This is a genomic window from Deinococcus deserti VCD115, from assembly GCF_000020685.1.
GTDB lineage: Bacteria > Deinococcota > Deinococci > Deinococcales > Deinococcaceae > Deinococcus > Deinococcus deserti.
The window spans coordinates 1,414,871-1,438,757 of record NC_012526.1 but is presented as its reverse complement, the minus strand read 5'-3'; the positions used below and the strand labels follow the sequence as shown (position 1 = coordinate 1,438,757).

The window sequence follows — 23,887 nt, the reverse complement described above, 5'->3', positions numbered from 1 at the left end:
AGATTCATATGGATTCACTGGGGGCGCTCGCCGCGCAATTCGGTATTGCCAACCTGTTTGGACGCGGCTTCATTAGCGTTATAATCACGTTTTTTGCTGCCTGGGTCTTTACCTGGCAGTTCATTCCCCGCCTGCGGGACTTCGCGGTGAAGGCCGGGTGGGCTGACCAACCCAACGCCCGGAGGCTGAACAAGGAGCCTTTGCCCAACGCAGGGGGACTGGCCATCTTCGCTGGCTTCATCACCAGTGTGGTGCTGGCCTGGGCCCTGCGGCCGATTATGGTTGAGCTCGTCAATATTCAGGTGCTGTCCATTCTGCTGGGAGCCAGCATCATGGTGCTGGTCGGTTTTATCGACGATCAGTTCGGACTCTCGCCGGTGACCCGGCTGGTGGTTCAGGTGCTGGTGGCAGTGCTGCTGGTGGTCAATGGACTGAAGATGGATTTCAACGCGATTCCGTTTCTGCCGGTGCTGCCCGAGGCGGTCAACGAACCTCTCAGTACCCTGCTGACCATCGTATGGATCGTGGGCCTGACCAACGCCGTGAACCTCATGGACGGAGTCGATGGTGTGGTCGGTGGGGTAGGCTTTGTGGTCAGCATGGTGCTGCTTGTTACGGCTGCGCAGTTCACTGACCGGGCGGCCGCGGTGATTCTGCTGGCCGGTCTGGCCGGGGCCACCCTGGGATACCTGCGTCACAACTTCAATCCCAGCCGCATCATCATGGGAGACGCCGGAGCGTACCTGATCGGTTTCACCCTGGCGGCCGTCAGTCTGCTGGGTACCCTCAAATTCAGTGCAGGGGCCAGCCTGATCGTGCCACTGATCGTGCTTGCTCTGCCGGTGCTGGACACGACCCAGGTGGTGATCGGTCGCCTTGCCCGCGGTATCCGTAACCCGCTGGGCCACCCGGACAAGACCCATATTCACCACCGGGTGCTGGCGCGGACCGCCAGCGCCCGCCGCACCGCCGTCATCCTGTGGATGGTGGCTCTGGCCTGCGGCATGCTGGGCATGCTGCTGCAGGGCGTACCGCTTCTCGCCATCGGCCTGACGGGTGTCCTGGTCCTGGTGTGCCTGTGGTTTGTCGCCCACCGGCGGGTGCGGGCCCACAGCCGTGAAGATAGACCTGCTGCAGCCCCTGAATCTCATTCCACGAGGCCCTGACTGTATGACCTCAAAACGTATCGTGCTGGCCTTTGGAACCCGCCCTGAAGCCACCAAAATGGCCCCGGTGTACCGCGCTGTGGAACAGACCTGCGGCCTGCAGCCTCTCATCCTGTCTACCGGGCAGCAGCGTCAGATGCTTGACGGCGCCCTGAGTGTCTTTGACCTGACTCCCGACCACGACCTGAATGTCATGACCGACCGTCAGACGCTGGCGGACCTGACTGCGCGCATCGTGCCCCAGGCGGGCCGGACCCTGCGCGAAATGGGGGCAGATATGGTCCTGGTCCATGGAGATACCAGTACGTCATTCTGCGTTGCCCTGTCAGCCTTTTACGAGGGCATTCCTGTCGGGCATGTGGAAGCCGGACTCCGCAGTGGAAATTTGCGGGAGCCTTTTCCTGAGGAGGCCAACCGCCGTCTGACCGGCGTGCTGTCTACCCTGGACTTCGCACCCACCGGCGGAAGCAAAGCCAACCTGTTGCGCGAGGGCAAGTCGGAAACTGGCATTTTTGTGACTGGTCAGACGGCCGTCGACGCCGTACGTGAGGTAGCGGGCCGTGTCCCGCTGCGTCCGCCCTGGCGGCAGCGGCTTGAGGCCGGGCAGCGGCTGGTGACCGTAACCATGCACCGGCGAGAAAATCAGCCCATGATGCGTGAGATGGCCGAGGCTCTGGGCCGGGTGGCCCGGGCGCATCCGGAGCTTCACTTTATCTACCCGGTGCACCTGTCTCCGGCTGTGCAGGAAGCGGTACGGCCCGCGCTCGGGAGCCTTGAGAATTTTGAACTGATCGAGCCGCTCGACTACAGCGAGATGGCCCCGCTGATGGCCGCCAGCGTCCTGCTGGCCACCGACAGCGGCGGGTTGCAGGAGGAGGGCGCCGCCCTGGGCGTGCCTGTGGCGGTACTGCGCAATGTCACCGAACGGCCCGAGGGGGTGGAAGCTGGCGTGTTACGGCTGGCGGGCAACGACCCGCAGCAGCTGGAAGCGACCCTGCTGGAACTGCTGGGCGACGAGCGCCAGCTTGAAGCCATGCGCAGCGCCCGTAACCCCTACGGCGACGGAAAAGCAGCCGGGCGGATCGCTCAGGCCATTGCCTGGCATTTCGGCCTGACGCAGCGCCCCGACGACTGGCAGTGAGCCTGCCTTCCTGATCTATGCTGGCGCCACTGTGAGTATGTCCTCCAACCGTTTCGAGCGCGTGGCGGTCGTCCTGAATCCTCATGCTGGAGGCGGGCTTGCTTTGCGGGAGTGGCCGCGTCTGGAAGCTGCTCTGCTTGTGCGTGGGCTGAAGTTTGATCTGATTCAGGCAGACACAGGGGCAGAAGCTTTGCGGCGGGTGCAGGCTTTGCCCGCAACGGTACCGGTGGTGGCGGTGGGCGGCGACGGGACGGTAAGTGCGTTACTCCCAGCTGTCGTGGGGACAGATCGTCCGCTGGCCATCGTGCCTCTGGGGACGGGGAACGATTTTGCCGGCATGATCGGGCTCCGTCCGGGGCAATTTCAGGACGCGGCAGGACTCCTGGATGTCCTGCCCCGGCAGGTAGACGCGCTGGAAGTGACGGTCACGGAAGGTGAGCGGACCGGCAAGCGAACCGTGTTGCTCAATGGCCTGGGGATGGGTTTCGACGCGCAGGTGACCCTGAACATGGCCCGGGCCCCCGCACGCCTGCCCGGCCTGGCACGTTATGGCTGGGCTGCGCTCGTGACCCTGCGCGAGCTAAAGATGGCAACAGTAAGCGTAGTCGTGGATGGCCGTGAGTTCTATCACGGCAGAAGTGCACTGGTGGCCGTGATGAACGGCACACGTTATGGCGGTGGCTTTCAGATCAGTCCCCGCTCCGACGTGCAGGACGGTGAGGCCAACGTGCTGGCCAGTGGTCCTCTGATTCCTCCCCGGCTTCTGCTGCTCATGGTGTCCGTGCTTCGCGGACGTCATCTGGGCCAGGAAGGAGTGCACCATGCCTCTGGCCGCTGGATCACCGTCCGGTGGGACGAGCCCACACCCCTTCACCTGGACGGTGACCTGCATGGTCTGGTGCGTGAGGTGCAGGTGCGGGTGCTTCCTGGCGCCGTGACTCTGTTGAATGCTCCCTGAGATTTGTCCGGGCGCATCACGGTACTGATAGGGCAGCCTGACAGCTCCCACACGTTCATGGTCGCAGAAGAAACGACCCGGACTCCCGTACAAGGCATTGTGCTTCAGGATTTCTGTTCGACACTCCTGAGTAGCCACAAAAAGTGCCAGTTCAGGCACATAGCCCAAACTGGCACATGATGGAGACCCTTAACGCAGTTTGGCCAGCAGAGTCCGGGCTGCCTCCACATCTCGCTTCTGCCAGAAGGTGGTGCCGCCCATGTTGACCGCGGCCTGCAACTGCTGTACAGCGAAGGCCCGGTTGTCCTTGGGGTTAAGAAGCAGCATAGCGTTGACGTATTCCACCCGGTGGGTGGGATTGGTGGGCTCCAGCTCGATGGCTTTCTTGAAGTTCGGCACCACGTTGTTCTTGTTGGCGCCGGTCGCCTGAGTGGCTACAAACCCCTTGCTCACCAGGTTGGCATGCCACAGTCCCAGCGCTACATAGGCACCGGCCAGACGCGGGTTGAGCTGCAGAGCCTTTTCGAGGTTCTTTTTCATGTCCCCAGCCAGCCCCAGACTCTGAAGAATCCCGCTGTACTGAGCCAGACGACCCTGGGCACGGGCCTTTTCAAAGTAAGCCTCTGCATTGTCTCGGTTTTTTTCTATCGCCTTGTCGGCGTACTCCTGGGCCTCAAGAAACAGGGCCTTCTTCAGCGAGTCTGCACTCAGGGCCGCGCCTGCCGTAGTGGCTTCGGCAGCCAGCGCAAAGCCTTCACTGGTATTCAGGGCAGCAGCGGCAGCGGCAGCTTCCTGCCATTTGCCCTGATTGAACAGGGACTGCGCTTCCTTAAACGTCTGGGCGCCTGCACTTCCCGTGAGCGCCGCCAGGCTAAGAGTCATGATCAGAATTGGTGTACGCATACATCCTCCAGAGGTGAGGTGAAGATATTGCAGATTTCTGGACCGAGTATACACATTTAGCCAATCGGGCTTTTATGCTGTTGCAAAGGAGATTCTTTCAACTGTTCTGAACCCAGTCCAACTGATGTTTTGACAGATGCTAGGCTCGGAAGCGACGTGGACTGGAAGGCAATCCTGGCGGACCTGCGCGCTCATCTGCCTCCCGGCGAGGGCAGCGGCCCTGTGCGGGGCAGTCTGCGCTGGTTGGAAGCAGAGATGCGTGAGCGTGGCGCCAATCCGGCGAGTCTGCGCAACATCGTATACCGCGATATCGGCACCCCGCGCGACAAGGCCGCGTTGGCCAGCATTTTGAATGATCTGGCCAAGCTGGCCGGGCGCCCTGAGCTTGGACCTCATTCGGCACCGGTGGCCGCACCCCTTCCAGATGAGCTCGAGTTGCTGGGCCGCTCAAAGAAGCGTGCCTTCAAGCAGTTTGTCTCCGGCGTTCGGGCTGGCCGCGCGCCGCGGCTGATCGTTTCCGGCCGGGCCGGGGCCGGCAAGACCATCCTTCTCAGCCAGGTGGAGCGCGCACTGCTGGAACTTCAGGTTCCGGTCCGGCGTCTCGCGCTGGCAGGCGAGGCTGGGCCGGTGCTGGGCCTCCCACACCTCGTTGGACAGTCCTTTGCGGCGCTGGGTCAGGCTCAGACCGACGCGGCACGCGCTGCGCTGCCTGATCATGGGGCGCTGCTGGTGCGTGTCACCCGCGAGTTGTCGTTTGCGGGCGGCCCGCCCCGCGACCCGCTGGGACGTACCGTGACTCCTGCCCGCTGGGCACAGGAACAGCTGCTGCGCCGCGCTCCCGATGGAGTGGCCGTCCTGCTGGCAGTAGAAGACCCCGAAGGTCTGGATGAGCAGGGCACGGAACTGATCGAGCTTCGTCCGCCCAGCCCTGCCGAGGCGCGGACATACCTGATGGGCCGCCTTGGTGTGACCCGGGCCGAAGCCGACCGGCTGGTGGCCGAGACGGGCCGGCATTTAGACCGGCTGGCACTGCTGGGCAGCCTGGGATCTGACACCGGTGAATGGGCGCCGGGAGGGATCGCAGACCTGATGGCCGACCGGGACGCACGTGCTCTGGCAGAAGCCACCGCGGCCCTGCAGACTCTGTTGCCTCCCGGTCATCCCATCCCTGGCCCGGTGCTTGAAGCTGCGCTGGGCTCAGACGTCAGTTCGCTGCCAGCTCACGCCCGCGCGCTTGTGCGGGGCGCCGACGGTGGGTGGCTGCCGTCAGCGGCACTTCAGGCGGCGTGGCCACAGGTGTCGCCCGCAGCCCGGCTGGCGGCCCTGCGCCACGTGGCCGGCGCTGAAGGCACCGTGGACAGCGGCCTGCGGATGTCGGCTCTGGCAGCCGTCGGAGACTGGGCAGCCCTGGCAACGCTCGTCACGCGCCATCCCGACGACGCCCGGCATCTGCCGCCGCTTTGGCCTGCCATCCGCCAGTCTGCGCAGGGCACCCAGCTCGAAACTCTGGCGCGGGCTGTCGTGGGTCATCATGCCGGACGCGGCGAATACGGACATCCCCGGTTGCGCGACGGACTGTTCACCCTGCTGGAGTCTGACCGGGATGTGGTCAGGGCCTGGGCAAGGGTCAAACTCGCAGAAAGCAGCCTGGAGGCTGGCAACATCGAGGCCGCACATCTGCAACTCGCGCACGCGGACGTGGCGGCTGTCCTGGAGCCTGTCACCTCTCTGGAACCGTGGGCCCGGGCTGCCCAGGCCGACGCCCTGCTGGTCGAGGCTGCTCTGGCACGCTGGCAGGGCGATCTGGAGACGGCCACCCGCAAGGCCAGCGATCCCCGCGCCGAGCACGGTGGCCCACGCGCGCTGCTCTGGCGCGGCCTGATCGCCAAGGATGCAGGCCGCTGGCCGGAGGCCCTGACAGCGCTGCGCGCGGTTCCGCTGTCCAGTCCACTGCTCTCGGGCCGGGCCCGCTATCAGGAAGGTGACCTGATGCTGCGCCTGGGGCTGCCTGGGGCCGGCCTCCGGGCGCTGGACGACGCGGCGTCCCGGCTGGAAGTCGCTGGCGGCACCGCCGAGGAGCTGGCCCGCGTGCTGGCCCGGTCGGGCACGGCGCTGCGGCGTCTGGGCCGTGCCCGGGAAGGTCTGGAGCGACTTGGCCGGGCCCTGGCACTGCTTCCTCAGGACCTGCCGCGTTACGGAGACGCCGTGCCCCGGGCGCGGCTGCTGTCTGAAGCCGCCCCCGCGCACCTGGCGCTAGGCCAGCCGGAAGAGGCGCTGCGGGTGGCTGGCGAGGCCCTGGCCCTGCTGTCCCGCAGTGACGGCCGACGAGCCGAGGCCGGGTACCGGCAGAGGCGCACCCTGTTGCGTGTGGCACTGGCTTACCTGACCCGGGGTCTGGGCCGCTGTTACCTGCAGCCACTGTCTGGGGCTACCTGCGACTCGCCGGACCTCGCCCATGCCCGGCAGCTGATGGACCAGCTGCTGCTGCACGGTGCCGACGCCAGCGACCGCGACCTGATTCTGCGCCTGGACCTGCATCTCAGCCGCGCTCTGGCCGAGCCGGATGCCCAACGTGCCATGCAGGATGCCAGCGCCGGACTGTCCTTAGCCCGGCATCCGTACGAAGAAGCCCAGGCACGGGCGGTTCACGCCGACGCGCAGTGGCGTGCAGGACAACCGGACCAGGCTCTGGCTGAAATCAACCGTGCGTACGCGCTGCTCAGACGGGTGCCGGGGGCTGTTCAGGACTCGTCCTTTCCTGCCAGCATATCGGAGGTGGATCCTGGTCTTCAGGCTCAGCTGTTGACCCTGGAGGCGCGCATTGCTGTGATGGACGGAACCCGCACGCTGCTCTGGTTGCGTGACGCGCTCCAGGCCGATGGTCTGGCTCCGTTTCGAACCGGAGTCTGGCGCGAAGTCGGACTGACCCTGGAAACCGCGCACCCCGGTGCCCGTGACGTTGTGCTGACACTGCACCCGGCAGCCGACCTCCAGGTGTTGCGGCTGTCGGACGCTTTGGTGCAGGCCGAGGAAAGCCTGTGCGGCAGCCGCCCCCGGGTGGGTCCCTCCTGATCAGGGGAAGAAGTCGGGTATGCTGTCCGGCGTGAGCATCACCGATTCGCAGGCCGGGGGCCGCGCCGCTGTCCGCCTGTTGCAGGGCTACATGTGGCACCCGCAGGACGCCGACGTGGACCTTGATCACTACCTGCCCCGCGAGCTGGAGCTGCCTGACCCACCTGGAATGAGTGGTACGGAAGACGCCCATGTGCTGTGGGACAGCGTGCAGGCGCCGTTTGCCTTTTTTGAGAACGGTGAGCCGACGGCTTCTCAAGTGTTCTACCAGTTCACCGTGCTGCGGGTGTACGACGAGCGGCCGGGCAACGACGCCCTGCATGCCGACGCCAGCGCCGCCAGCCAGACCCTCAACCCCCTGCTGGAGAGCACGCCAGCCGGCGTGGGCTGGCAGCTGTGGGAAGACCTGCGCGACCTGTGAGCCTGAACCTGCGCCTGACCTGGAGGAAACCCCGTCTGTGATCGCCTGGATTGACCTGTACATCGAAGGAGACCCGCATCCCCGCCGCTTCGATACCCTGCTGACCCTGGGCGATTACCTGCGGCGGATCGAACGTCTGCCTGACGAGGCTGTTAGTGCTCTACTGCAGCACGGCGAGGTGGCGCCGCCTACTGCCCGGCGCGGCTACCGCCTTGGGCCCCTGTCGCAGCCGTGACTGGGTCAGAAGTGCCGGAGAGTTCCGACCTCGAGACCAGTTCTGGTCCCGTTGTCGCTATTCCTGTCTATGCCGGGGTGAGCGAACTTGAACTCGGGATCATGGTCACGGTCTGCCGCCTGTGTGGCGGGCCAGATGCCACCCGGACAGTCAACCGTTCTCGGGCCAGCATTCTCACTGCAGGTGGGCTGGTGAGCACGCCGCATGTGTTGTATGCGGCACTGCCTGAACCCGCTGCACTGCTGCTGCCCGGCGGACCAGGCGCAGCAAAAGCGAGCCGTGATCCTCTTCTGCGGGCGTTTCTGGGTGCTCACCCGGCGCTGCCCACCGGTGCCAGCGGCAGTGGGCTGCTGCTGCTGGGTGAGGCAGGCAGCCTGCGCGGACGCGAGATTGGCGGGAGTGAAGACCTCACCGAATCTCTCTGGAGTTACGAGCCGCTGGACATACACCCTGGCCGGGCTGTGACGGATGCCCAGTTGCGAACTGCCCCCGGAGGTTTAGGGGCGTTCGAAGCGGCCCTGCACGTCGCTGCCGCACTCTGGGGAGAAGAATCCTCAAGCGAAGCAGCCCGGCGCTTGGGGTACCGAGGAGACGGATCGCTTCTCGGCACGAACTGAACGCCACATAAAGTGCCGGTCCTGATGTCATGGGTCCGGTGTACGGTGGCGTGCAGAAAGCTCGCGGCACGGTACGTCAGTCACTATTCTTTCAGTCCCTGCCGTTGGACGATTCAGTCATCCAGAGCCTCCAGACCCGGCAGGCCGTCAAATAGACCACGCAGGGGAAACGACGGTAAACCGGTGCGTGTACCGCCCACGGTGAAAATCTCCTGTCCCAGCATGCGGGCTTCCATCCGTGCGCGCTCGTCCGGGGCCATGCGGCCCAGCAGACTCTGTTCACCCATCTGGGTGCCGTGCGCTGCCAGAGCAGCCTTCTTATTTTCAGCGTAGGCGCTGACGTCCATCCGCACCGCCACGGTCTGTGGAGACACGCCGTAGAGCAGAGGGTCAAGGTCCTGACCCATCAGGGCCAGACCTTCGGCTGCCTCATAGGGCAAGGCCGTGTAGTACAGCCGCTGAGGCCCCCCGAGTGGCAGGTGCCCGGTACTGAAGAAAGCTCCCGTCGCTGCCCTCTGGATCTGCAGATGATCGATGTGCCCGTAGCCTCCGTGCGGATCGAAGGTCACCATGACCTGCGGCTGGACCTGTTCGATCAGGACGCGTAACTTGACCTCGATCTCCATGGGTGTGACATTCATCAGCGCGCGTGGATCATTGTGGCGTGTGCGCTCATAGCGGCCGGAGTCGTGGTAATCCAGGAATACAGGTTCCGGAATCTCCAGGGCCATGCAGGCGTCGCGAAGTTCCTGCTCGCGTTGTGCTCCCAGATCCTCGACCGTCATCCCAGGGACCGTGATTTTGCCAGCTTCTCCACGGGTAGCACACGCCAGCACAACCCGCACGCCTCGCCGGGCGTAGTGAGTCAGGGTTCCTCCGAGGCTAAAGGCTTCGTCGTCAGGGTGCGCAAAAATGGCCAGCAGGGTCGGGGTGGACGTCATGACCGGCAGTCTAGAGGGGGACGATTCCAGCATGCGCGGATGCCTGAATGCATTGAGCGCAGTTCTGCCAGCTTCGGCCGTAGGCAATGGCGGGTAGCCTGCAAGCAGCACACCAGTTCAAGACGGGATATCGCCTATTTATTGCGAAAAACCCGGTCTCACGGCGCTCTTTGGAGGGTCGCCCGCAGGCCTGTTCAGGTCAGGTCCGACTCAGCCCTCTCCCGCCGCCTCAGTTTCTTCCAGCCGCCGCCCGCGCAGGTAAAAGTCCCACACTGCGTCCGTCCACGTGGCATAGATCAGCCGGCGGTTTGACGCATCGGCGGCTTCAAGTGCAGCGCCAAGAGCGCGGTAAAAGCGGCTGCCCTGCTCCTGCATCACGCGCGCTGTCCAATACGGTTCGGAGGCCAGCAACTGCTCAAGGCGGTCCGCTTCGTGCATGGCGCCATGATGCCACGTCTGAAGCAAAATACCGTGGCATCGCAAATTCGCCGGTCGTCATGGCCCTGGCAACAGAATGCTGACCAACTGTCCATTGGCCTCTGCTACGCTCCGGTTATGCCCACCGTGCTGGCAATCACTTCCGAAAAGGGTGGCGTGGGCAAAAGCACCCTGGCTATTCACCTTGCAGGCGCCCTGACAGAACGGGGTCTACAGGTTGTCCTGATCGATGAAGACGGCCGGGTGGGCAGCAGCTTGCGGTGGGCTGCGCGCGCCACCCAGCGCGGCGTTCCCCTGCCGTTTCCGGTGCTGGCCGCTGGCGACGTGAAGCCCAAACGGCTCACCAGTCTGGACGTGGTGCTGATCGACACCGAAGGCCGTCCCAAGCGTAAGGATCTGCGGGCACTGGCCGTTCAGGCCGACCTGATGCTGATTCCCAGCGGTCCCGGAGCTCTGGAACTGGACGCAGCCCGCAGTCTGCTCGACTATCTGGACGATGAGGTCAGCGCCGCGCGCCGTGCCCGCGTGGTTCTGACCCGGGTCCCTGCCCAGGGCAAGACCGGCGAGGAAGCCCGCGAGGACCTGCGCGACTCCGGGGTGACGGTGTGTAACACCCTGATTCGCAATTTTGTTGCCTACCAGCGAGCCGCCGAACTGGCGACCCTGGCGCGTGACGTGCGAGACCCCCGCGCTGCGCCAGCCTGGAAGGACATCCTGGCCCTGTCAAAGGAGCTGATATGAAGGCCGGGCGCCAGAAACCAAGATTCGCTTATCTGCAGGATGCCGGGCGAAAGGCGGAGGGCCGCAAGGTCAGTCCAGCCCCGGACGGCCGGCGCAATGGAGACACGAGCGAACGGCTCGAGCCGGTTTATGTACGCAAGGAAACGGTGCGGGCGGTATGGCGGGAAATCAAGAAAGACGGCGGCGAGAGCGTCAGTGAGCTTGTTGAAGATCTGCTGCTGATGTGGTTGCGCGACCGTGCATAACGCCTTCCCAGCAGGTTGAAGAGGCAACTTGGGCTGGTGCCCTCTGATCCTGTTGCTGCGGGCTGGGTTGTGCGACCCTGAACTGCCTGAGCCTTTGCGCGGTAGCTTGCACGCATGAGTGCGCCGCATGCCGTCATTGGCCGCTTTGCTCCCAGCCCTACCGGTGCTATGCACATGGGCAATGCCCGCACTGCTCTGCTGGCCTGGTTGCATTCCCGCGCGGCCAACGGGCGCCACCTGCTGCGCTTCGAGGACCTGGATGTCGGCCGCGTCCGGGACTGGGCATACGACGTCACACGCCGGGACCTGGAGTGGCTGGGGCTTGACTGGGACGAAGAAAGCCTGCAATCCAGCCAAATTGCTCGTTATGAGGCTGCTGCCGCGCAGCTGGATACTTACGGCTGTACCTGTACCCGCAAGGAAATACAGCAGGCCATTCAGGACAGTGCCGGGGCTCCTCACGGTGAGGAACCCGTGTATCCCGGGACCTGCAGTTCGCGGCCCCTGTCTGCGGGCCGCACTCCGGCCCTGCGCTGGCAGGTTCCCGACTGGACCATCTGTGTCCCCGACGGGCTGAGCCGTTCCGTACACTGCCAGCATCTGCGCATGCAGGTGGGGGACTTCGTGCTGCGAAGGGGTGACGGCGTGTTCGCCTATCACCTTGCAGTGGTGGTGGATGACGCAGCCTCCGGGGTAACCGACATCGTGCGCGGTGAGGACCTGCTCCCCGCCACTCCCCGGCAGGTCGCGTTGCAGCGGGCGCTGGGACTGCCCACACCGCGTTACCTGCACGTTCCGCTCATGACCGGGTTCCGGGGCGAAAGGCTGGCCAAGCGTGGTGGAGCCCCTCCACTGATGGCCCTGCGTGAACGGGGAGAGCCGCCGGGACGGGTGCTGTCTGCCCTGGCGGCCTCTCTGGGCTGGCGGGTCCCGGGCGAGGTGTCGGCCGTTGAGCTGTTGCCACTGTGGCAGAGCTTTGTTACAGATGCACAAACTTAGACCAGTTGTCTAAGACAAGCCCCCTCTAGAGAGCCGGTCAGTTGCGTAACCTTGGGCATCATGCCCCTGGTATTCCCGTCTTTTCCGCTGCCGGATGTGCGCGGCCGTTTCGGCCGTTACGGCGGGCGTTATGTTCCAGAAACCCTGATTCCCGCCCTGGATGAACTTGATGCTGCGTATCAGGTGGCCAAGCAGGATCCCATCTTCCTGACAGAACTTGACCGGCTCTACCGCGAATTCGTGGGTCGTCCCAGTGGGCTGTATTTCGCCCGTCGGCTGACCGAGCATGCTGGCGGCGCCAAAATCTACCTCAAGCGCGAGGACCAGAACTACACCGGCGCGCATAAGATCAACAACTGCCTGGCCCAGGCGCTGCTGGCTGTGCGGATGGGCAAGCGGCGGGTCATCGCCGAGACCGGCGCCGGACAGCACGGGGTTGCCAGCGCGACGGCGGCTGCACTCCTGGGCCTGGAATGCGTGGTCTACATGGGCGAGGAGGACATCCGTCGTCAGGCCCTCAACGTCTTCCGGATGAAGCTGCTGGGGGCTGAAGTCCGGCCTGTCACCAGCGGCACCGGAACCCTCAAGGACGCCACCAACGAGGCAATCCGCGACTGGGTCACACACGTTCGCGACACCTTCTACATTCTGGGCAGCGTCGTGGGACCCCACCCGTACCCGGCCATGGTCAGAGACTTCCAGAGCATCATCGGTGAGGAAGTCATGCTGCAGCTGCCGGCGCTGGAAGGCCGCTCCATTCCCGACGCCGTGGTGGCCTGCGTGGGCGGCGGCAGCAATGCCATCGGGATCTTTGCTCCGTTCGCCTACCTGCCGGCTGATCAGCGCCCGCGTCTGATCGGCACCGAGGCCGCCGGGGAAGGGGTTCATACCGGCAAACATGCCGCGTCGGTTGCTGGCGGCCGGGTGGGCGTGCTGCACGGCTCGCTGATGTACCTGATGAACGACGATGAGGGCCAGATTGTGCCGCCGCACTCCATCAGCGCCGGTCTGGACTACCCTGGCATTGGCCCGGAGCACTGCTACTACAGCGACGCCGGGCTGGCGGAGTATGTCCCGGTCACCGATGCGCAGGCCCTCGAAGCCCTGCAGATGCTGACCCGTCTGGAAGGAATCATTCCTGCGCTGGAAAGCTCACATGCCGTTTACCACGCGGTCGAACTTGCGCGGACCATGAGTCCCGACCAGGTGATTGTGGTCAACCTCAGTGGACGCGGTGACAAGGATGTGGCCGAAGTCATGCGCCTTCTGGACCTGAGCAGGGAACAAGCCAACACAGACATGACCCGGGAGGTCACTGCATGACAGCTACCATTGCCCGTGGGGTAGAGCGCTTACACCGCGCCTTTGCCCGTGCCGATGCCGAGGGCCGCGCTGCCTTCATCCCGTTTATGACCGCCGGCTATCCCAGCGCGGAGGCCTTTCCCGCCCTGGCTGACCAGCTGATCGAACAGGCCGACATCATGGAAATCGGCATTCCATACAGCGATCCACTGGGCGATGGCCCCACCATTCAGCGCGCCTCGGAAAAGGCACTGGCTGGCGGAACCAGCACCAGAGGAACCCTGGAGCTGATCCGTGAACTGCGCCGCCGCCACGACACGCCGATCGTGGTGATGACGTATGTCAATCCCATCTATGCCGTCGGCCCGGAAAAATTCATGGCCCTGGCTGCGGAGGCAGGTGTAGACGGTCTGATTCTGCCGGACCTGCCGCCCGATCAGGATCTGGAAATCGCGGACCTTGCTGCCAAATTTGGTCTGGCGGTGACCTTCCTGATCGCCCCGACCTCGACTCCCGCCCGGGTGGAACTGGTGGCGCAGGCCTGTACCGGCTTTCTGTATGCCGTCAGCGTCACCGGCGTCACCGGGACCCGCGAAGGCACTGCCCTGGGCGAAGTGCCGGCCATGCTTGATCTGGCGCGCAAGCATGCGACGGTGCCGATTGTGGTGGGCTTCGGCGTGAAGGACGCTGCTACGGCTCATCAGGTGGCGCAGATGGCCGACGGCGTGGTGGTGGGCAGCGCCTTTATCAATGCTGCTCGTGACGGGGCAGACGTCTCTGCTCTGGCCCGCGAGATCGCAGCCGGCTGCCAGCGCTGAGGGCCAGCTCCATTGTCAAAAAAGGGGCCCTGAACGGGCCCTTTTCTCTTTTTCCTGGCCTATGGATCAATACAGATGCGGTACCGGCGCGATGTCCGGTTCCTGTTGAGGTGGTGCTAGCCTGGGCCGGTGAATACAACTGAAGTGAAGGTGTTGCCCCCACGCGCTGACGTTCCCCGCGAGGAAACCTGGGATATTGAGGCTCTGTTCGCTACCCCGGAGGCCTGGGAGGCTGAGGCGCAGCTGCTGCCCGGGGCCATCAACGCCCTGACTGAGCACGCCGGCAGGTTGGGCAGCAGCCCGGAGGCCCTGCTCGCCTACCTCGTCCAGGCTGATGAGCTTGATCTGCGTCTTTCACGCTTCATGTCCTACGCCAGCATGAATGCCAGTGTAGACGGCCGTGACGCGGTGGCTGCCGCGCGCCGCGACCGTGCCAGCGGCATCATGGCCCAGTACGGGGCTGCGTCTGCCTTTGCGCGCCCAGAGATTCTGGCCATTGACGAGCACAAGCTGCGCAGCTGGATGCAAACTCCTCAGTTCTCCGACCAGCGGGTCCGCCTGGAGCGCATTCTGCGCCTCAAGCCCCATGTACGCTCTGCCGAGGTCGAAGAGCTGCTGGGCGCCGTTCAGGCTCCCTTTGCCAGCGAGCGCAGCATTCACCCGGCTCTGGCCAATATGGATCTGCGCTTTGGAACTGCAGGCGGCGAGGCCGTCACGCAAGGCAACGTGGACCGTCTGACCAGCCACCCTGACCGCCAGGTCCGCCAGGAGGCGTGGGAAAACTACGCCGACGCGCACCTCGCCGTGCAGCACGCCCAGGCTGCCATGTACGCGACAAACGTGCGGCAGAGCGTGTTCCTGGCCCGTGCCCGGCACTACCCGGATGTGGTGACAGCCAGCCTGTCTCCGGACAACATTCCGGCGGCAGTCGTCACGACCCTGCTCGACACCTACCGCGCCAATACGCCCATCTGGCACCGGTACTGGCGCGTGCGCCGCGAGTGGCTGGGTCTTCCTGAACTGCGGGAGTATGACGTCAAGGCGGCTCTGAATCCTCCTCGCAGCGTCTCCTACCAGCAGGCGGTGGACTGGATTGCGGAAGGGATGGCCCCGCTGGGCGAAGAGTACCTTCGCGACATGCGCCACGGCCTGACCGAGGACCGGTGGGTGGACTATGCCGAGAACGAAGGCAAACGGCAGGGTGCCTACAGCAACGGCGGAGGCCGCGTCAAGCCGTACATTTTCATGACCTGGAACGGCACCATGAACAGCTACAGCACGCTGGCGCATGAGATCGGCCACTCTATGCACTCGCTGCTCTCCCAGCGTGAGCACCCCCACTCCGTGCCGCGTTACACCCTGTTTCACGCTGAGGTGGCCAGCAACTTCAACCAGGCCATGGTGCGCCAGTACCTCCTGAAGCAGGCCCGCGAGCGTGGTGATACCGACTTTGAGGTCGCCATCATCGAGGAAGCGCTGAGTAACTTTCACCGCTACTTCTTCATCATGCCGACCCTGGCAGCGTTCGAACTCGAAGCCTACCGCCGGGTCGAAGCGGGCCAGTCGCTGAGCGCTCCGGACTTGATTGCCCTGACTGCCGACCTGCTGGCTCAGGGGTACGGCGACGGTGTGACCATGGACCGCCAGCGCAGCGGCATCCTGTGGGCTCAGTTCTCCACGCACCTGTACGCCAACTTCTATGCCTACCAGTACGCCACCGGCATCAGCGCGGCTCATCAGCTGCTGGAGCAGTTCAGTGTTGACCCGGTTATGGCCCAGGCCACGTACCTGCGGTTCCTGAAGTCCGGGGGAAGCCAGGACCCTATAGACGCCCTGAGGGAAGCAGGCGTGGACATGCTGACCCCCGAGCCCGTTCAGGCGACTTTCCGCACTCTGGAAGGCTACGTTGCCCGCCTGGAGCAAATTCTGGCTGCCCGGCAGAGCTGACGACAAGACCTGCTGGACGCAGGCCTGGAGGCGTTGTCCGGGCCGGGTTCTATCAACATCGTGGACGTGGATAGGTGGAAAGCTTCAGTTGCCCATCGGAAAAAAGCCTAAAGTGCAGCAATGATTATTTTGCAGGGGACCTATCAAGTCGCACCAACCAAACGCCTGACCATCCTGGCAGAGTCCGGGCATCAGGGCAAAGGGACCCTGGCGACCGATATCGATGCATTGAGTAAAGGCTGTGCCCAGGGCGGTGGCAAGTGCGATATCACCGTTACTACCCAGCACGGGCCGATGACTGGCACGCTTTACGAAAAGAAGCCCAGAAAGCTGAGCCTCTGGCAATTTGAGGGGCACCTGTCTTTTCCCCAGCGCAGCTGAACTTCAAGGAAGGAGAGGCCATGTCAGAGTCACTGACATGGCCTTCTCAGGTCTAAATAGCCTTAGAAAGCTGAATCACCCAAGAGGCAAAATTTTCACGAATCTGAGATATCGTGAAACTATTCACTTAAGCAAAGGAAGAAGAGGCGGGGTAGAATCCCCGCCCATTTGTCGATTCTCAGGCCTGAGGCTGCTGAACCTGCATGCCCTGGGGCACGAAGCCTTCAAGCGCTGCGTAGTCATCCTGGAAGTGCATCAGTACGCCGCCGAACAGGGTGTCGAAGGTTTCCTGGGGCATTTCGGCCAGGGTGGGGTAGAAGCCGACATATTCCAGCCAGACGTTGCCATCGGCGTCAATGCTGCGGGCAAAGGCGCGCTCGCGGTTGCGGTCGTTGAGCATGTTTACAACTTCCACACGGCGGTCAGCGTACTGCTTCTGGGTCACGCAGGTGATTTCCAGGCGGCTGGTGTTGTTCGGGCCGTCATTCACGCTGACCAGTACGGCCGCGTCGCCCATCTCGAAACGCCAGCCCATGCGGATGAAGCGCTGGCCGTTGTTCTCTTCCATGTCCAGCTGCACTTCTTTTTCCTTGAGGTACTTCGCGAGCGTATCCAGCGTCAGCAGTGCCGTTTCCATCGTCATTAAAACCATCCTCCTCGGTGGGTGAACCTCAACAGCGGTTTGATCTGTGGTTGAAACCCGACCGATTCTAACATCCGCCCCCCTCCCACATCCGGCGAGGTCAGATATGAGTTCCTTAGGGCCGTGACATCACCGTCAGGGTCACAGGTGCGACCCCTTCACTCAGCATGCCGAGGACCCGGGCCGCACTGGTCGACAGGTCAATCACTCTGGAACGATTGCCAAAAGGCCCTCGGTCATTGATCATGACCGCCACGCTGCGGCCTGTCCGGGCATGGGTCACCCGCACCCAGGTACCGAACGGCAGGGTCAGGTGTGCTGCTGTCATTACCGTGCTGCGGTCGCGGCGTCCACTGTAATAGGCTGCCTGGCCACGCTGAAACACAGCCGTGGTGACAGGGGTCGCAGGGATCTGGGCGGGGGAGGTCACGGGTGTTCCCGGGAGCCGGATGGCCTCTCCAACCTGAATGGCCGCGCTGTCCCTGCCGTTGTGGGCCAGAACTGCCTGAACAGTCGTTCCGTGAGCCTGGGCCACCGACCACAGCGTGTCACCGGCCTTGACCCGGTACACCTGCTCAGCGTGTGCACTGCCCAAAAGCAGTGTGAAAAGCAGCAGCGCCCTTTTCACAGCCGGTCCTTCTCAGCGCGGCTCAGAACCTCGTGGCCGTTTTCGGTCACCAGGAGCAGGTCCTCAATGCGCACTCCACCGATTCCAGGCAGGTACGCTCCAGGTTCGATGGTCACGAGCATGCCGGCCTCGAGAACATCTGTGCTGACACCTCGCAGGCTGGGACCTTCGTGAACCTCGAGTCCAATTCCGTGGCCCAACGAGTGGGCAAACGCTTCGCCCAGACCATGCCGGGTCAGGATGTCGCGCGCCAGGGTATCGAGATCCGCAGCCCGAACCCCCGGCCCTACTGCCGCAACTGCTGCTTCCTCGGCCTCCAGGACCGCGCGGTAGACGCGGAGCATCTCATCGCTGGGAGTACCGACCGCAACCGTGCGCGTCATGTCACTGTGGTACCCCCCCAGCCGGGCGCCCATATCGATGGTGACCAGCTCACCATCTTCAATCACGCGGTCGGAGGCCACCCCGTGCGGCATGGCGCCGCGTGGACCGCTGGCCACGATGATGTCGAAGGCACTTTCTGCGCCTGCTCGGCGCAAGCGCATTTCGATATCAAGGGCAACGTCGCGTTCACGGACCCCCGCACTGATGCTGGGACGCACCTCGGCATATACCCGGTCAGCCAGCGCCTGCGCAGCCCGGATCGCCTCGATCTCGTCTTGAGTTTTCACCATGCGTAAGCCCCGGCCCAGCTCCCGCAGCGGAACAAGCTGCGCATCCGGCCAGTGCTCACGCAGATCGTCCAGCATCGCCACCGTCAGATGCTCAGCTTCAAAGCCCACCCGGAGTCCACTGAGACTCTGGGCAGCATGCTGATAGGTTTCCGGCGGCCGCGCAATAAAGGCCGGGAGGGGCGATTCCTCCTGGGCCTGAACGGTATAGCGGGCGTCCGTGTACAACGTCACGCTGCCGGCTGTGACCAGAACCTTGGCGTCCTTGGGGCTGGAAAATCCGCTCAGCGCACGCACGTTGGCCGGATCACTGATCCACACGGCGTCTACTCCCGCCGGGCCCATGGCCTGGCGCAACTTTTCGAGTTGGCTCATGTGCTGCACGGTAACACGGCGCCGCCGTCGGCCTTCCAGGGTCCCGCTGTTGTCAGTCTGTCCCCAGGAGAGGGACATTGAGGGGCGCCGGCAGTGCGAGGCTTATACTCCGTGATCGGGACAAAAGTAGAGCTGGCCCGGGAACAGTGGCCAACCACCCCCATCATTGAGGAGGCAGGAACCGTGAAACTTCACGAGTATCAGGGCAAGGAAATTCTGCGCCAGTTCGGCGTCAACGTTCAGGACGGCAAGGTCGCCCGCACCCCCGACGAGGTGCGTCAGATCGCCCGCGAGTACGGTCAGCCGGTGGTCGTCAAGGCCCAGGTGCACGTGGGCGGCCGCGGTAAGGCCGGTGGCGTGAAGTTCAGCCCCACCGAGGACAAGGCCTTCGAGAACGGCGAAAAGATTCTGGGCATGGACATCAAGGGTCTGACCGTCAACAAGGTGCTTGTTACCAAGGCCGTGGACATCGACGCAGGTACCGAGTACTACGTCGGTATGATCGTTGACCGCAACGTGCAGAGCTTCACCCTGATGGCCTCCGCCGAGGGTGGCATGGAAATCGAGGAAGTTGCCGCCGCAACTCCCGAGAAGATCATCAAGCACCGCGTGGACCCGGTGACCGGCCTGCGCCCCTACGAGGCGCGCGAGGTGGCCATCAGGGCCGGCTTCAAGGGCAACCTGAACAAAATTGCCGACATGATGGTCAAGATGAGTGAGGCCGCGCTGAAGCGTGACGCCGTGCTGGTCGAGATCAACCCACTGTTCGTGGGCCCTGACGGCGTACCGCTGGCCTTGGACACCAAGTTCGAGATCGACGACAACGCCATGTACCGTCACCAGGACCTGGCTGACTGGCGCGAACTGGAAGCCGAGCACCCCCTGGAAATCGAGGCCAGCAAGTACGGCTTCGCCTACGTGAAGCTTGATGGCAACGTCGGCGTACTGGGGAACGGCGCAGGCATCGTGATGACCTCGCTGGACGTGGTCAACCGCGCTGGCGCCAAGCCGGCCAACTTCCTGGACATTGGCGGCGGCGCCAAAGCCGAAGTCGTGTATAACGCCGTGAAGCTGGTCAGCAAGGACAGTGATGTCAAGGCCATCTTTATCAACATCTTCGGCGGCATCACCCGCGCCGACGAGGTTGCCAAAGGCGTTATCCAGGCCCTGAAAGACGGGATCCTGACCAAGCCTGTGCGCATGCGCATCGCCGGCACGGCCGAGGACGAAGCCAAGGCGCTGCTGGCTGAAGTCAACAGCCCCCTGATCCAGATGTACCCCACCATGTTTGAAGCGGCCGATGAAGCTGCCAAGGAAGCAAACGCTGCGGAGGCCAAATAATGGGCATTCTCGTTGACAAGAACAGCAAGGTCATTGTGCAGGGCATGACCGGCCGCGAAGGTGCTAGCCACAGCCGCGCCATGAAGGAATTCGGTACGCAGGTTGTGGCCGGCGTCACCCCTGGCAAGGGCGGCACCGACTTCGAAGGCTGGCCCGTGTATAACTCGGTGGCTGAAGCCAAAGAGAAGCACGGCGCCAACGTCTCGATCATCTTCGTGCCGCCAGCTGGCGCCGCTGACGCCGTCCTGGAAGCAGCTCACGCCGGCATGCCCCTGATCGTGCTGATCACGGAAGGCGTGCCTACCGTGGACATGATGCGCGCCGTTCAGGAAGTTAACCAGCTTGATGCCCAGAACCGCGCTCAGGGCGGTCAGGGTATCCGTCTGATCGGCGGGAACTGCCCCGGTCTGGTGACCAACGGCGAAGCCAAGGTGGGCATCATGCCCAACAAGATCTACACCAACCCCGGCCGTATCGGCCTGATCAGCCGCTCCGGCACCCTTACCTACGAGGCTGCCAAGCTGCTCAATGACGCCGGCCTGGGCACCAGCACCACCGTGGGCATCGGTGGGGACCCTGTGATCGGTACGACGTTTGCCGACGTCCTGCCACTGTTCGAGGCTGACCCCGACACTGACGCCGTGATCGTGATCGGCGAGATCGGCGGCGCGGACGAGGAAGCGGCTGCGGCGTACATTGCTGAGAACATGAAAAAGCCCGTTGTGGCATTCATCAGCGGCCGGAGCGCACCTAAGGGCAAGCGCATGGGCCATGCTGGCGCCATCATCATGGGTGACGTCGGGACCCCTGAAAGCAAGCTCGCTGCCTTCGCGGCCGCGAATGTGCCGGTGGCTGACACGATGCCTGAGATCATCGATCTCGTGAAGCAGGCGCTGAACAAGTAAGTACCTTCACAGAAGGGGGGCCGGGTCCAGGTGATCCGGCCCTTCCTTGTGGCCTTCAGATAAGTGTCATGTGGAGTCACATCGCCGTCAGCCAGACCCGTACACTTGAGGTATGAAGACACGTCACGTCCTTCCCCTGATTCTGGGCCTGCTGGCCACGCAGGCTTCGGCCCTGGTCGTGACCGGCACGGTGGACGGAACGGTCACTCCTGATACCCGCGTCAGCGGCTGGGTGGTAACGCCTTTCGGGCAGCCTGTGCAGGAAATAGTCGGTGTTCCAGTGCAGAGCAACCGGTTCAGCCTGGAAATTCCTATCACTGCTCCCACCGCCCGCGCCCAGGTGGCGCTTACCCCCCAGAACGTGTCCTGGCCGGGAGTCATTGATCCGGTTGCGGTCAGCGGACAGGTGCAGGCAGCAGAACTGCGTTTTTTTACCTACCGGGACCAGAACAACAACGGGCGACGCGACGAGGCAGAAGCCCTCAACGAAGTGGCGGCACAGGTGGGCCGCTCGACACTGTTCATCGTCTGGGTGAACGGTGACGTCACTGTCAAGGCCAACAAGGGATATGTGGCAGCGCTCAAGCGAGGATGGAATGCCTTTCTTGTGGATGTCGGGCGCGCTGTCAGCCTGAAACCGTTCGCGGCCGACACAGCGGTGTCTGTCCGGTTGAACCGTTGACGAAGAGATGGCGAACGAGGGCCTTCATTGGCTCTTTTTTTGTCATCACCAACTTTGTGGGAATAAAATTCTCACGATCTTAGCTTATCGTGAAAATATTCACTAATGGACAAGTCAAGTTTCGTCGGAAAGGGACCACCCCTTGTCGGCGTTATCCAGCGATCGTGCGTTCGTAGGCCTTCAGATACTGCGGCACAATCAGATCCGGGTGAAACAGTTGGACTGCCGCCGCCCGTGCAGCCTGTCCCATACGGGTGTAGACCTCACGGTCCCGCAGAACGCGCAGGGCCTGGTCGGCCATGTGATCGACATCTCCGACTGGAGAGAGAAATCCGGTAATACCGTCCTGAACCACTTCGGGGATGCCCCCGGCGCGGGCGGCCACCACGGGAACCTCGCAGCTCATGGCCTCCAGGGCTGCGAGTCCGAAACTTTCGTTGCTGCTGGGCAGCACAAACAGGTCACTGATGCCCAGAATGGTCTGCACGTCCGGGAACGAGCCCAGGAAGTGAGTCCTGCCGATGACTCCCAGCTGCTGCGCCAGCTCGAAGGCCCGCGGCCGCTCCGGGCCGTCGCCGATCATCAGGAGCCGCGCCGGAATTTCACTGGCCACCCGTGCGAACACCCTCACCACGTCCTCCGGACGTTTCACGGCCCTGAAGTTACTGACATGCACCAGCAGAGCTTCGTCGGGGTGGGCGAAGCGGGCGCGTACCGCCGGGTCAGTGATCCGCACAAAGCGGGTACTGTCCACGAAGTTATGAATAACCTCGATTTCCCGTTCGGTTCCGAAGACTTCACGGGTCTGGTGAGCCAGAAAATTCGAGACCGCCGTCACATGGTCTGAGCGTTCGATGGCGTAGCGCGTGGTGTGCCGGAAGGCCGGCTCAGCGCCCACCAGGGTGACATCGGTGCCGTGCAGCGTGGTGATGACCCGGGTTCGGCCACTGACGCTGCGGGCATGCAGCGCTGCACTGGCATGTGGGATGGCGTAGTGAGCGTGCGAGAGCTCCACGCCGTGTTCAAGAATGACTTCAGTCAGGGTGTTGGCGGCCGCCAGTTCCGGGTAGGGCTGGTCGAACAGCGCGTAAGCGAAGCCGCCCACCTGATGGAAATACGGACCGCTCATACCTCCGGCACCAGCCAGCCGGAAAGGTTGCGCGGAGCCCACGAAATGGACTTCGTGCCCGGCACGGGCGACCATCAGCCCGAGCTCGGTAGCAACCACCCCGGATCCCCCGGCGCTGGCGTGACACAGCACTGCGATTTTCAGGCCGTTTTGAAGGGGAAATCCAGGCGTCATGGTTGTGAAGTATAGAACCCTACGCGGGTCATCGGCCTGTCAAGCCCAGCCGTCCAGGGGGCGTTATATCCCCCCCAGGGCGTAAGGAACCTCATTGCGCAGTGTGTACACCGAGCCTAGGTTAAGTCCATGATTGCCGTTCTGACCGATTCCACCAGCGATTTTTCTCCAGAGGCGGCGCGGCGCGGGCATACAACATCGAAGTGATTCTCCGGACAGTTCAGATCAACGGACGCGCCTTCCTGGACTGGCAGGAGATCGATCCGGACGCGGTGTATGGTCATCTGCGCTCTGGTGGGCAGTCCACGACCGAGCCGCCCACTGCTGACTTTTTCGAATAGCACTACCGCCGCCTGCTCCAGACGCATGAGGCAGTGTTCAGCGTGCACATCTCGGGTGAGCTGTCAGAAACAGTGCGGCGGGCCAGAGAAGCGGCTCAGCGTCTGCCCGATCCGGCACGTGTAAGGGTCGTAGACAGCAAGCTGACCACTGCCCCCCTGGCTGAGGTCGCTCTTGTCGCCCGCGCAGCGTTGGATGCCGGACAGACCATGGCGCAGGCCGAACAGCAGGTGCATGCCACCCGCGCTGAGATGTCCACGAATTTCAGCGTGGCGTCGCTGGAGTACCTGCGCTGCAGCGGCCGGATCAGCCGGGGGCAACAGGTGGTTGGCAACATGCTCAATCTGCGCCCGGTCCTGCACTTTGACCAGGGCAAGCTGAGTGTGATCAAGCGCCTCAAGGCTCCCCAGGTCCTGCCGGACATGCTCTCCAGCGCTGTACAGCGTTTCGGGAATAAGCCAGTGACCGTCACCATCGTTCACGCCGGCCGTGACGCAGACCGCATCACCGAACTTCATGGTGCCGTCGGCCGCAGCGGACTGAATATCAAACAGGGACGCGCTCTGCTGCTTGGACCGGTGATCGGTGCCCACGTCGGGCCCGGGACCTTCGGTGTGCTTGTGCGGCCCTTTCACGGGTAACTTCTGACAGCAAAAAGGGGCGCATCACGCGCCC

The 23,887-nt window shown here is 63.5% G+C and carries 26 protein-coding genes; 19 read left to right on the top strand and 7 right to left on the bottom strand.

Translation table 11 applies throughout. The features are described from left to right. Positions 1–8 precede the first annotated feature (8 nt). From DEIDE_RS06845 to DEIDE_RS06835, 3 genes are read left to right on the top strand one after another with little or no spacing between them, the layout of a single operon-like run. Positions 9–1,166, top strand: a complete 1,158-nt coding sequence (locus DEIDE_RS06845) for an MraY family glycosyltransferase (RefSeq protein WP_012693219.1) — start codon at positions 9–11, stop codon at positions 1,164–1,166. Between the two features lie 4 nt (positions 1,167–1,170). Then, positions 1,171–2,307, top strand: coding sequence for a non-hydrolyzing UDP-N-acetylglucosamine 2-epimerase (gene wecB / locus DEIDE_RS06840; RefSeq protein ID WP_012693218.1), 1,137 nt, complete (start codon positions 1,171–1,173; stop codon positions 2,305–2,307). 37 nt (positions 2,308–2,344) lie between these two features. Continuing rightward, positions 2,345–3,265, top strand: coding sequence for a diacylglycerol/lipid kinase family protein (locus tag DEIDE_RS06835; protein WP_012693217.1), 921 nt, complete (start codon positions 2,345–2,347; stop codon positions 3,263–3,265). A gap of 189 nt (positions 3,266–3,454) precedes the next feature. Here DEIDE_RS06835 and DEIDE_RS06830 read toward each other — a convergent pair whose 3' ends face one another. Continuing rightward, positions 3,455–4,168, bottom strand: a complete 714-nt coding sequence (locus DEIDE_RS06830; protein WP_012693216.1) for a hypothetical protein — start codon at positions 4,166–4,168, stop codon at positions 3,455–3,457. Between the two features lie 156 nt (positions 4,169–4,324). Between DEIDE_RS06830 and DEIDE_RS06825 the strand changes: the two genes are divergently transcribed. The 4 genes from DEIDE_RS06825 to DEIDE_RS06810 are packed head-to-tail and all read left to right on the top strand — an operon-like array spanning position 4,325 to position 8,513. Continuing rightward, positions 4,325–7,240: a hypothetical protein gene (locus DEIDE_RS06825; RefSeq protein ID WP_012693215.1), complete on the top strand. Its 2,916-nt coding sequence runs from the start codon at positions 4,325–4,327 to the stop codon at positions 7,238–7,240. Positions 7,241–7,271: 31 nt separating this feature from the next. Continuing rightward, positions 7,272–7,661 carry a DUF3208 domain-containing protein gene (locus tag DEIDE_RS06820; protein WP_012693214.1) on the top strand — a complete coding sequence of 130 codons (390 nt, stop codon included), beginning with the start codon at positions 7,272–7,274 and terminating at the stop codon, positions 7,659–7,661. Positions 7,662–7,698: 37 nt separating this feature from the next. Beyond that, positions 7,699–7,896 carry a hypothetical protein gene (locus DEIDE_RS06815; RefSeq protein WP_012693213.1) on the top strand — a complete coding sequence of 66 codons (198 nt, stop codon included), beginning with the start codon at positions 7,699–7,701 and terminating at the stop codon, positions 7,894–7,896. Further along, positions 7,893–8,513: a type 1 glutamine amidotransferase family protein gene (locus tag DEIDE_RS06810; protein ID WP_012693212.1), complete on the top strand. Its 621-nt coding sequence runs from the start codon at positions 7,893–7,895 to the stop codon at positions 8,511–8,513. Before DEIDE_RS06815 ends, DEIDE_RS06810 begins: the two co-directional genes overlap by 4 nt. 113 nt (positions 8,514–8,626) lie before the next feature. On the opposite strand, the gene DEIDE_RS06805 is transcribed toward DEIDE_RS06810, so the two are convergent. Beyond that, the gene (locus DEIDE_RS06805; RefSeq protein ID WP_041227158.1) at positions 8,627–9,454 is read right to left on the bottom strand and encodes a PIG-L deacetylase family protein; all 828 of its coding nucleotides are present in this window, start codon (positions 9,452–9,454) and stop codon (positions 8,627–8,629) included. A 210-nt stretch (positions 9,455–9,664) separates the two neighbouring features. After that, entirely contained in the window at positions 9,665–9,892 is a 228-nt protein-coding gene (locus tag DEIDE_RS06800) for a hypothetical protein (RefSeq protein ID WP_012693210.1), read from the bottom strand. A gap of 117 nt (positions 9,893–10,009) precedes the next feature. On the opposite strand from DEIDE_RS06800, the gene DEIDE_RS06795 reads away from it, so the two are divergent. The 7 genes from DEIDE_RS06795 to DEIDE_RS06765 all read left to right on the top strand — a co-directional run bounded on the left by DEIDE_RS06795 (position 10,010) and on the right by DEIDE_RS06765 (position 16,325). Beyond that, positions 10,010–10,633 (top strand): ParA family protein, encoded by a 624-nt coding sequence (locus DEIDE_RS06795; RefSeq protein WP_012693209.1) that lies wholly within the window; start codon positions 10,010–10,012, stop codon positions 10,631–10,633. Next, a complete protein-coding gene (locus tag DEIDE_RS06790; RefSeq protein WP_012693208.1) occupies positions 10,630–10,878 on the top strand; it encodes a hypothetical protein in 249 nt (82 codons plus the stop codon). The genes DEIDE_RS06795 and DEIDE_RS06790 overlap by 4 nt, the downstream gene beginning before the upstream one ends. Positions 10,879–10,992: 114 nt before the next feature. Continuing rightward, complete coding sequence (gene gluQRS, locus DEIDE_RS06785; RefSeq protein ID WP_012693207.1) at positions 10,993–11,877, top strand: tRNA glutamyl-Q(34) synthetase GluQRS; 885 nt, start codon at positions 10,993–10,995, stop codon at positions 11,875–11,877. A gap of 60 nt (positions 11,878–11,937) precedes the next feature. Next, on the top strand, positions 11,938–13,200 hold the full coding sequence (trpB, locus tag DEIDE_RS06780; RefSeq protein WP_012693206.1) for a tryptophan synthase subunit beta: 1,263 nt from the start codon (positions 11,938–11,940) through the stop codon (positions 13,198–13,200). After that, a complete protein-coding gene (trpA, locus tag DEIDE_RS06775) occupies positions 13,197–13,997 on the top strand; it encodes a tryptophan synthase subunit alpha (protein ID WP_012693205.1) in 801 nt (266 codons plus the stop codon). The genes trpB and trpA overlap by 4 nt, the downstream gene beginning before the upstream one ends. 129 nt (positions 13,998–14,126) lie before the next feature. After that, positions 14,127–15,944: an oligoendopeptidase F gene (gene pepF / locus DEIDE_RS06770; protein WP_012693204.1), complete on the top strand. Its 1,818-nt coding sequence runs from the start codon at positions 14,127–14,129 to the stop codon at positions 15,942–15,944. A gap of 120 nt (positions 15,945–16,064) precedes the next feature. Continuing rightward, positions 16,065–16,325 (top strand): hypothetical protein, encoded by a 261-nt coding sequence (locus DEIDE_RS06765; protein ID WP_041227157.1) that lies wholly within the window; start codon positions 16,065–16,067, stop codon positions 16,323–16,325. A 178-nt stretch (positions 16,326–16,503) separates the two neighbouring features. Here the strand turns inward: DEIDE_RS06765 and DEIDE_RS06760 are convergent, their stop codons facing one another. The 3 genes from DEIDE_RS06760 to DEIDE_RS06750 all read right to left on the bottom strand — a co-directional run bounded on the left by DEIDE_RS06760 (position 16,504) and on the right by DEIDE_RS06750 (position 18,642). Continuing rightward, positions 16,504–16,968 carry a YbjN domain-containing protein gene (locus DEIDE_RS06760; RefSeq protein ID WP_041227156.1) on the bottom strand — a complete coding sequence of 155 codons (465 nt, stop codon included), beginning with the start codon at positions 16,966–16,968 and terminating at the stop codon, positions 16,504–16,506. A gap of 115 nt (positions 16,969–17,083) precedes the next feature. After that, entirely contained in the window at positions 17,084–17,596 is a 513-nt protein-coding gene (locus tag DEIDE_RS19745) for a septal ring lytic transglycosylase RlpA family protein (protein WP_012693202.1), read from the bottom strand. Next, on the bottom strand, positions 17,593–18,642 hold the full coding sequence (locus tag DEIDE_RS06750; RefSeq protein ID WP_041227472.1) for a M24 family metallopeptidase: 1,050 nt from the start codon (positions 18,640–18,642) through the stop codon (positions 17,593–17,595). The genes DEIDE_RS19745 and DEIDE_RS06750 overlap by 4 nt, the downstream gene beginning before the upstream one ends. Before the next feature lie 183 nt (positions 18,643–18,825). On the opposite strand from DEIDE_RS06750, the gene sucC reads away from it, so the two are divergent. The 3 genes from sucC to DEIDE_RS06735 all read left to right on the top strand — a co-directional run bounded on the left by sucC (position 18,826) and on the right by DEIDE_RS06735 (position 21,570). Next, on the top strand, positions 18,826–19,983 hold the full coding sequence (sucC, locus tag DEIDE_RS06745; protein ID WP_012693200.1) for an ADP-forming succinate--CoA ligase subunit beta: 1,158 nt from the start codon (positions 18,826–18,828) through the stop codon (positions 19,981–19,983). Next, positions 19,983–20,888: a succinate--CoA ligase subunit alpha gene (gene sucD / locus DEIDE_RS06740; protein ID WP_012693199.1), complete on the top strand. Its 906-nt coding sequence runs from the start codon at positions 19,983–19,985 to the stop codon at positions 20,886–20,888. The genes sucC and sucD overlap by 1 nt, the downstream gene beginning before the upstream one ends. 112 nt (positions 20,889–21,000) lie before the next feature. After that, positions 21,001–21,570, top strand: coding sequence for a hypothetical protein (locus DEIDE_RS06735; protein WP_012693198.1), 570 nt, complete (start codon positions 21,001–21,003; stop codon positions 21,568–21,570). Between the two features lie 151 nt (positions 21,571–21,721). Here DEIDE_RS06735 and bshA read toward each other — a convergent pair whose 3' ends face one another. Next, positions 21,722–22,873, bottom strand: a complete 1,152-nt coding sequence (gene bshA, locus DEIDE_RS06730; protein ID WP_012693197.1) for an N-acetyl-alpha-D-glucosaminyl L-malate synthase BshA — start codon at positions 22,871–22,873, stop codon at positions 21,722–21,724. A 203-nt stretch (positions 22,874–23,076) separates the two neighbouring features. Between bshA and DEIDE_RS19500 the strand changes: the two genes are divergently transcribed. Together DEIDE_RS19500 and DEIDE_RS06725 are read left to right on the top strand one after the other, a co-directional pair. After that, positions 23,077–23,214: a hypothetical protein gene (locus DEIDE_RS19500; RefSeq protein WP_242402879.1), complete on the top strand. Its 138-nt coding sequence runs from the start codon at positions 23,077–23,079 to the stop codon at positions 23,212–23,214. Between the two features lie 33 nt (positions 23,215–23,247). Then, a complete protein-coding gene (locus DEIDE_RS06725; RefSeq protein WP_012693196.1) occupies positions 23,248–23,853 on the top strand; it encodes a DegV family protein in 606 nt (201 codons plus the stop codon). Positions 23,854–23,887 lie beyond the last annotated feature (34 nt).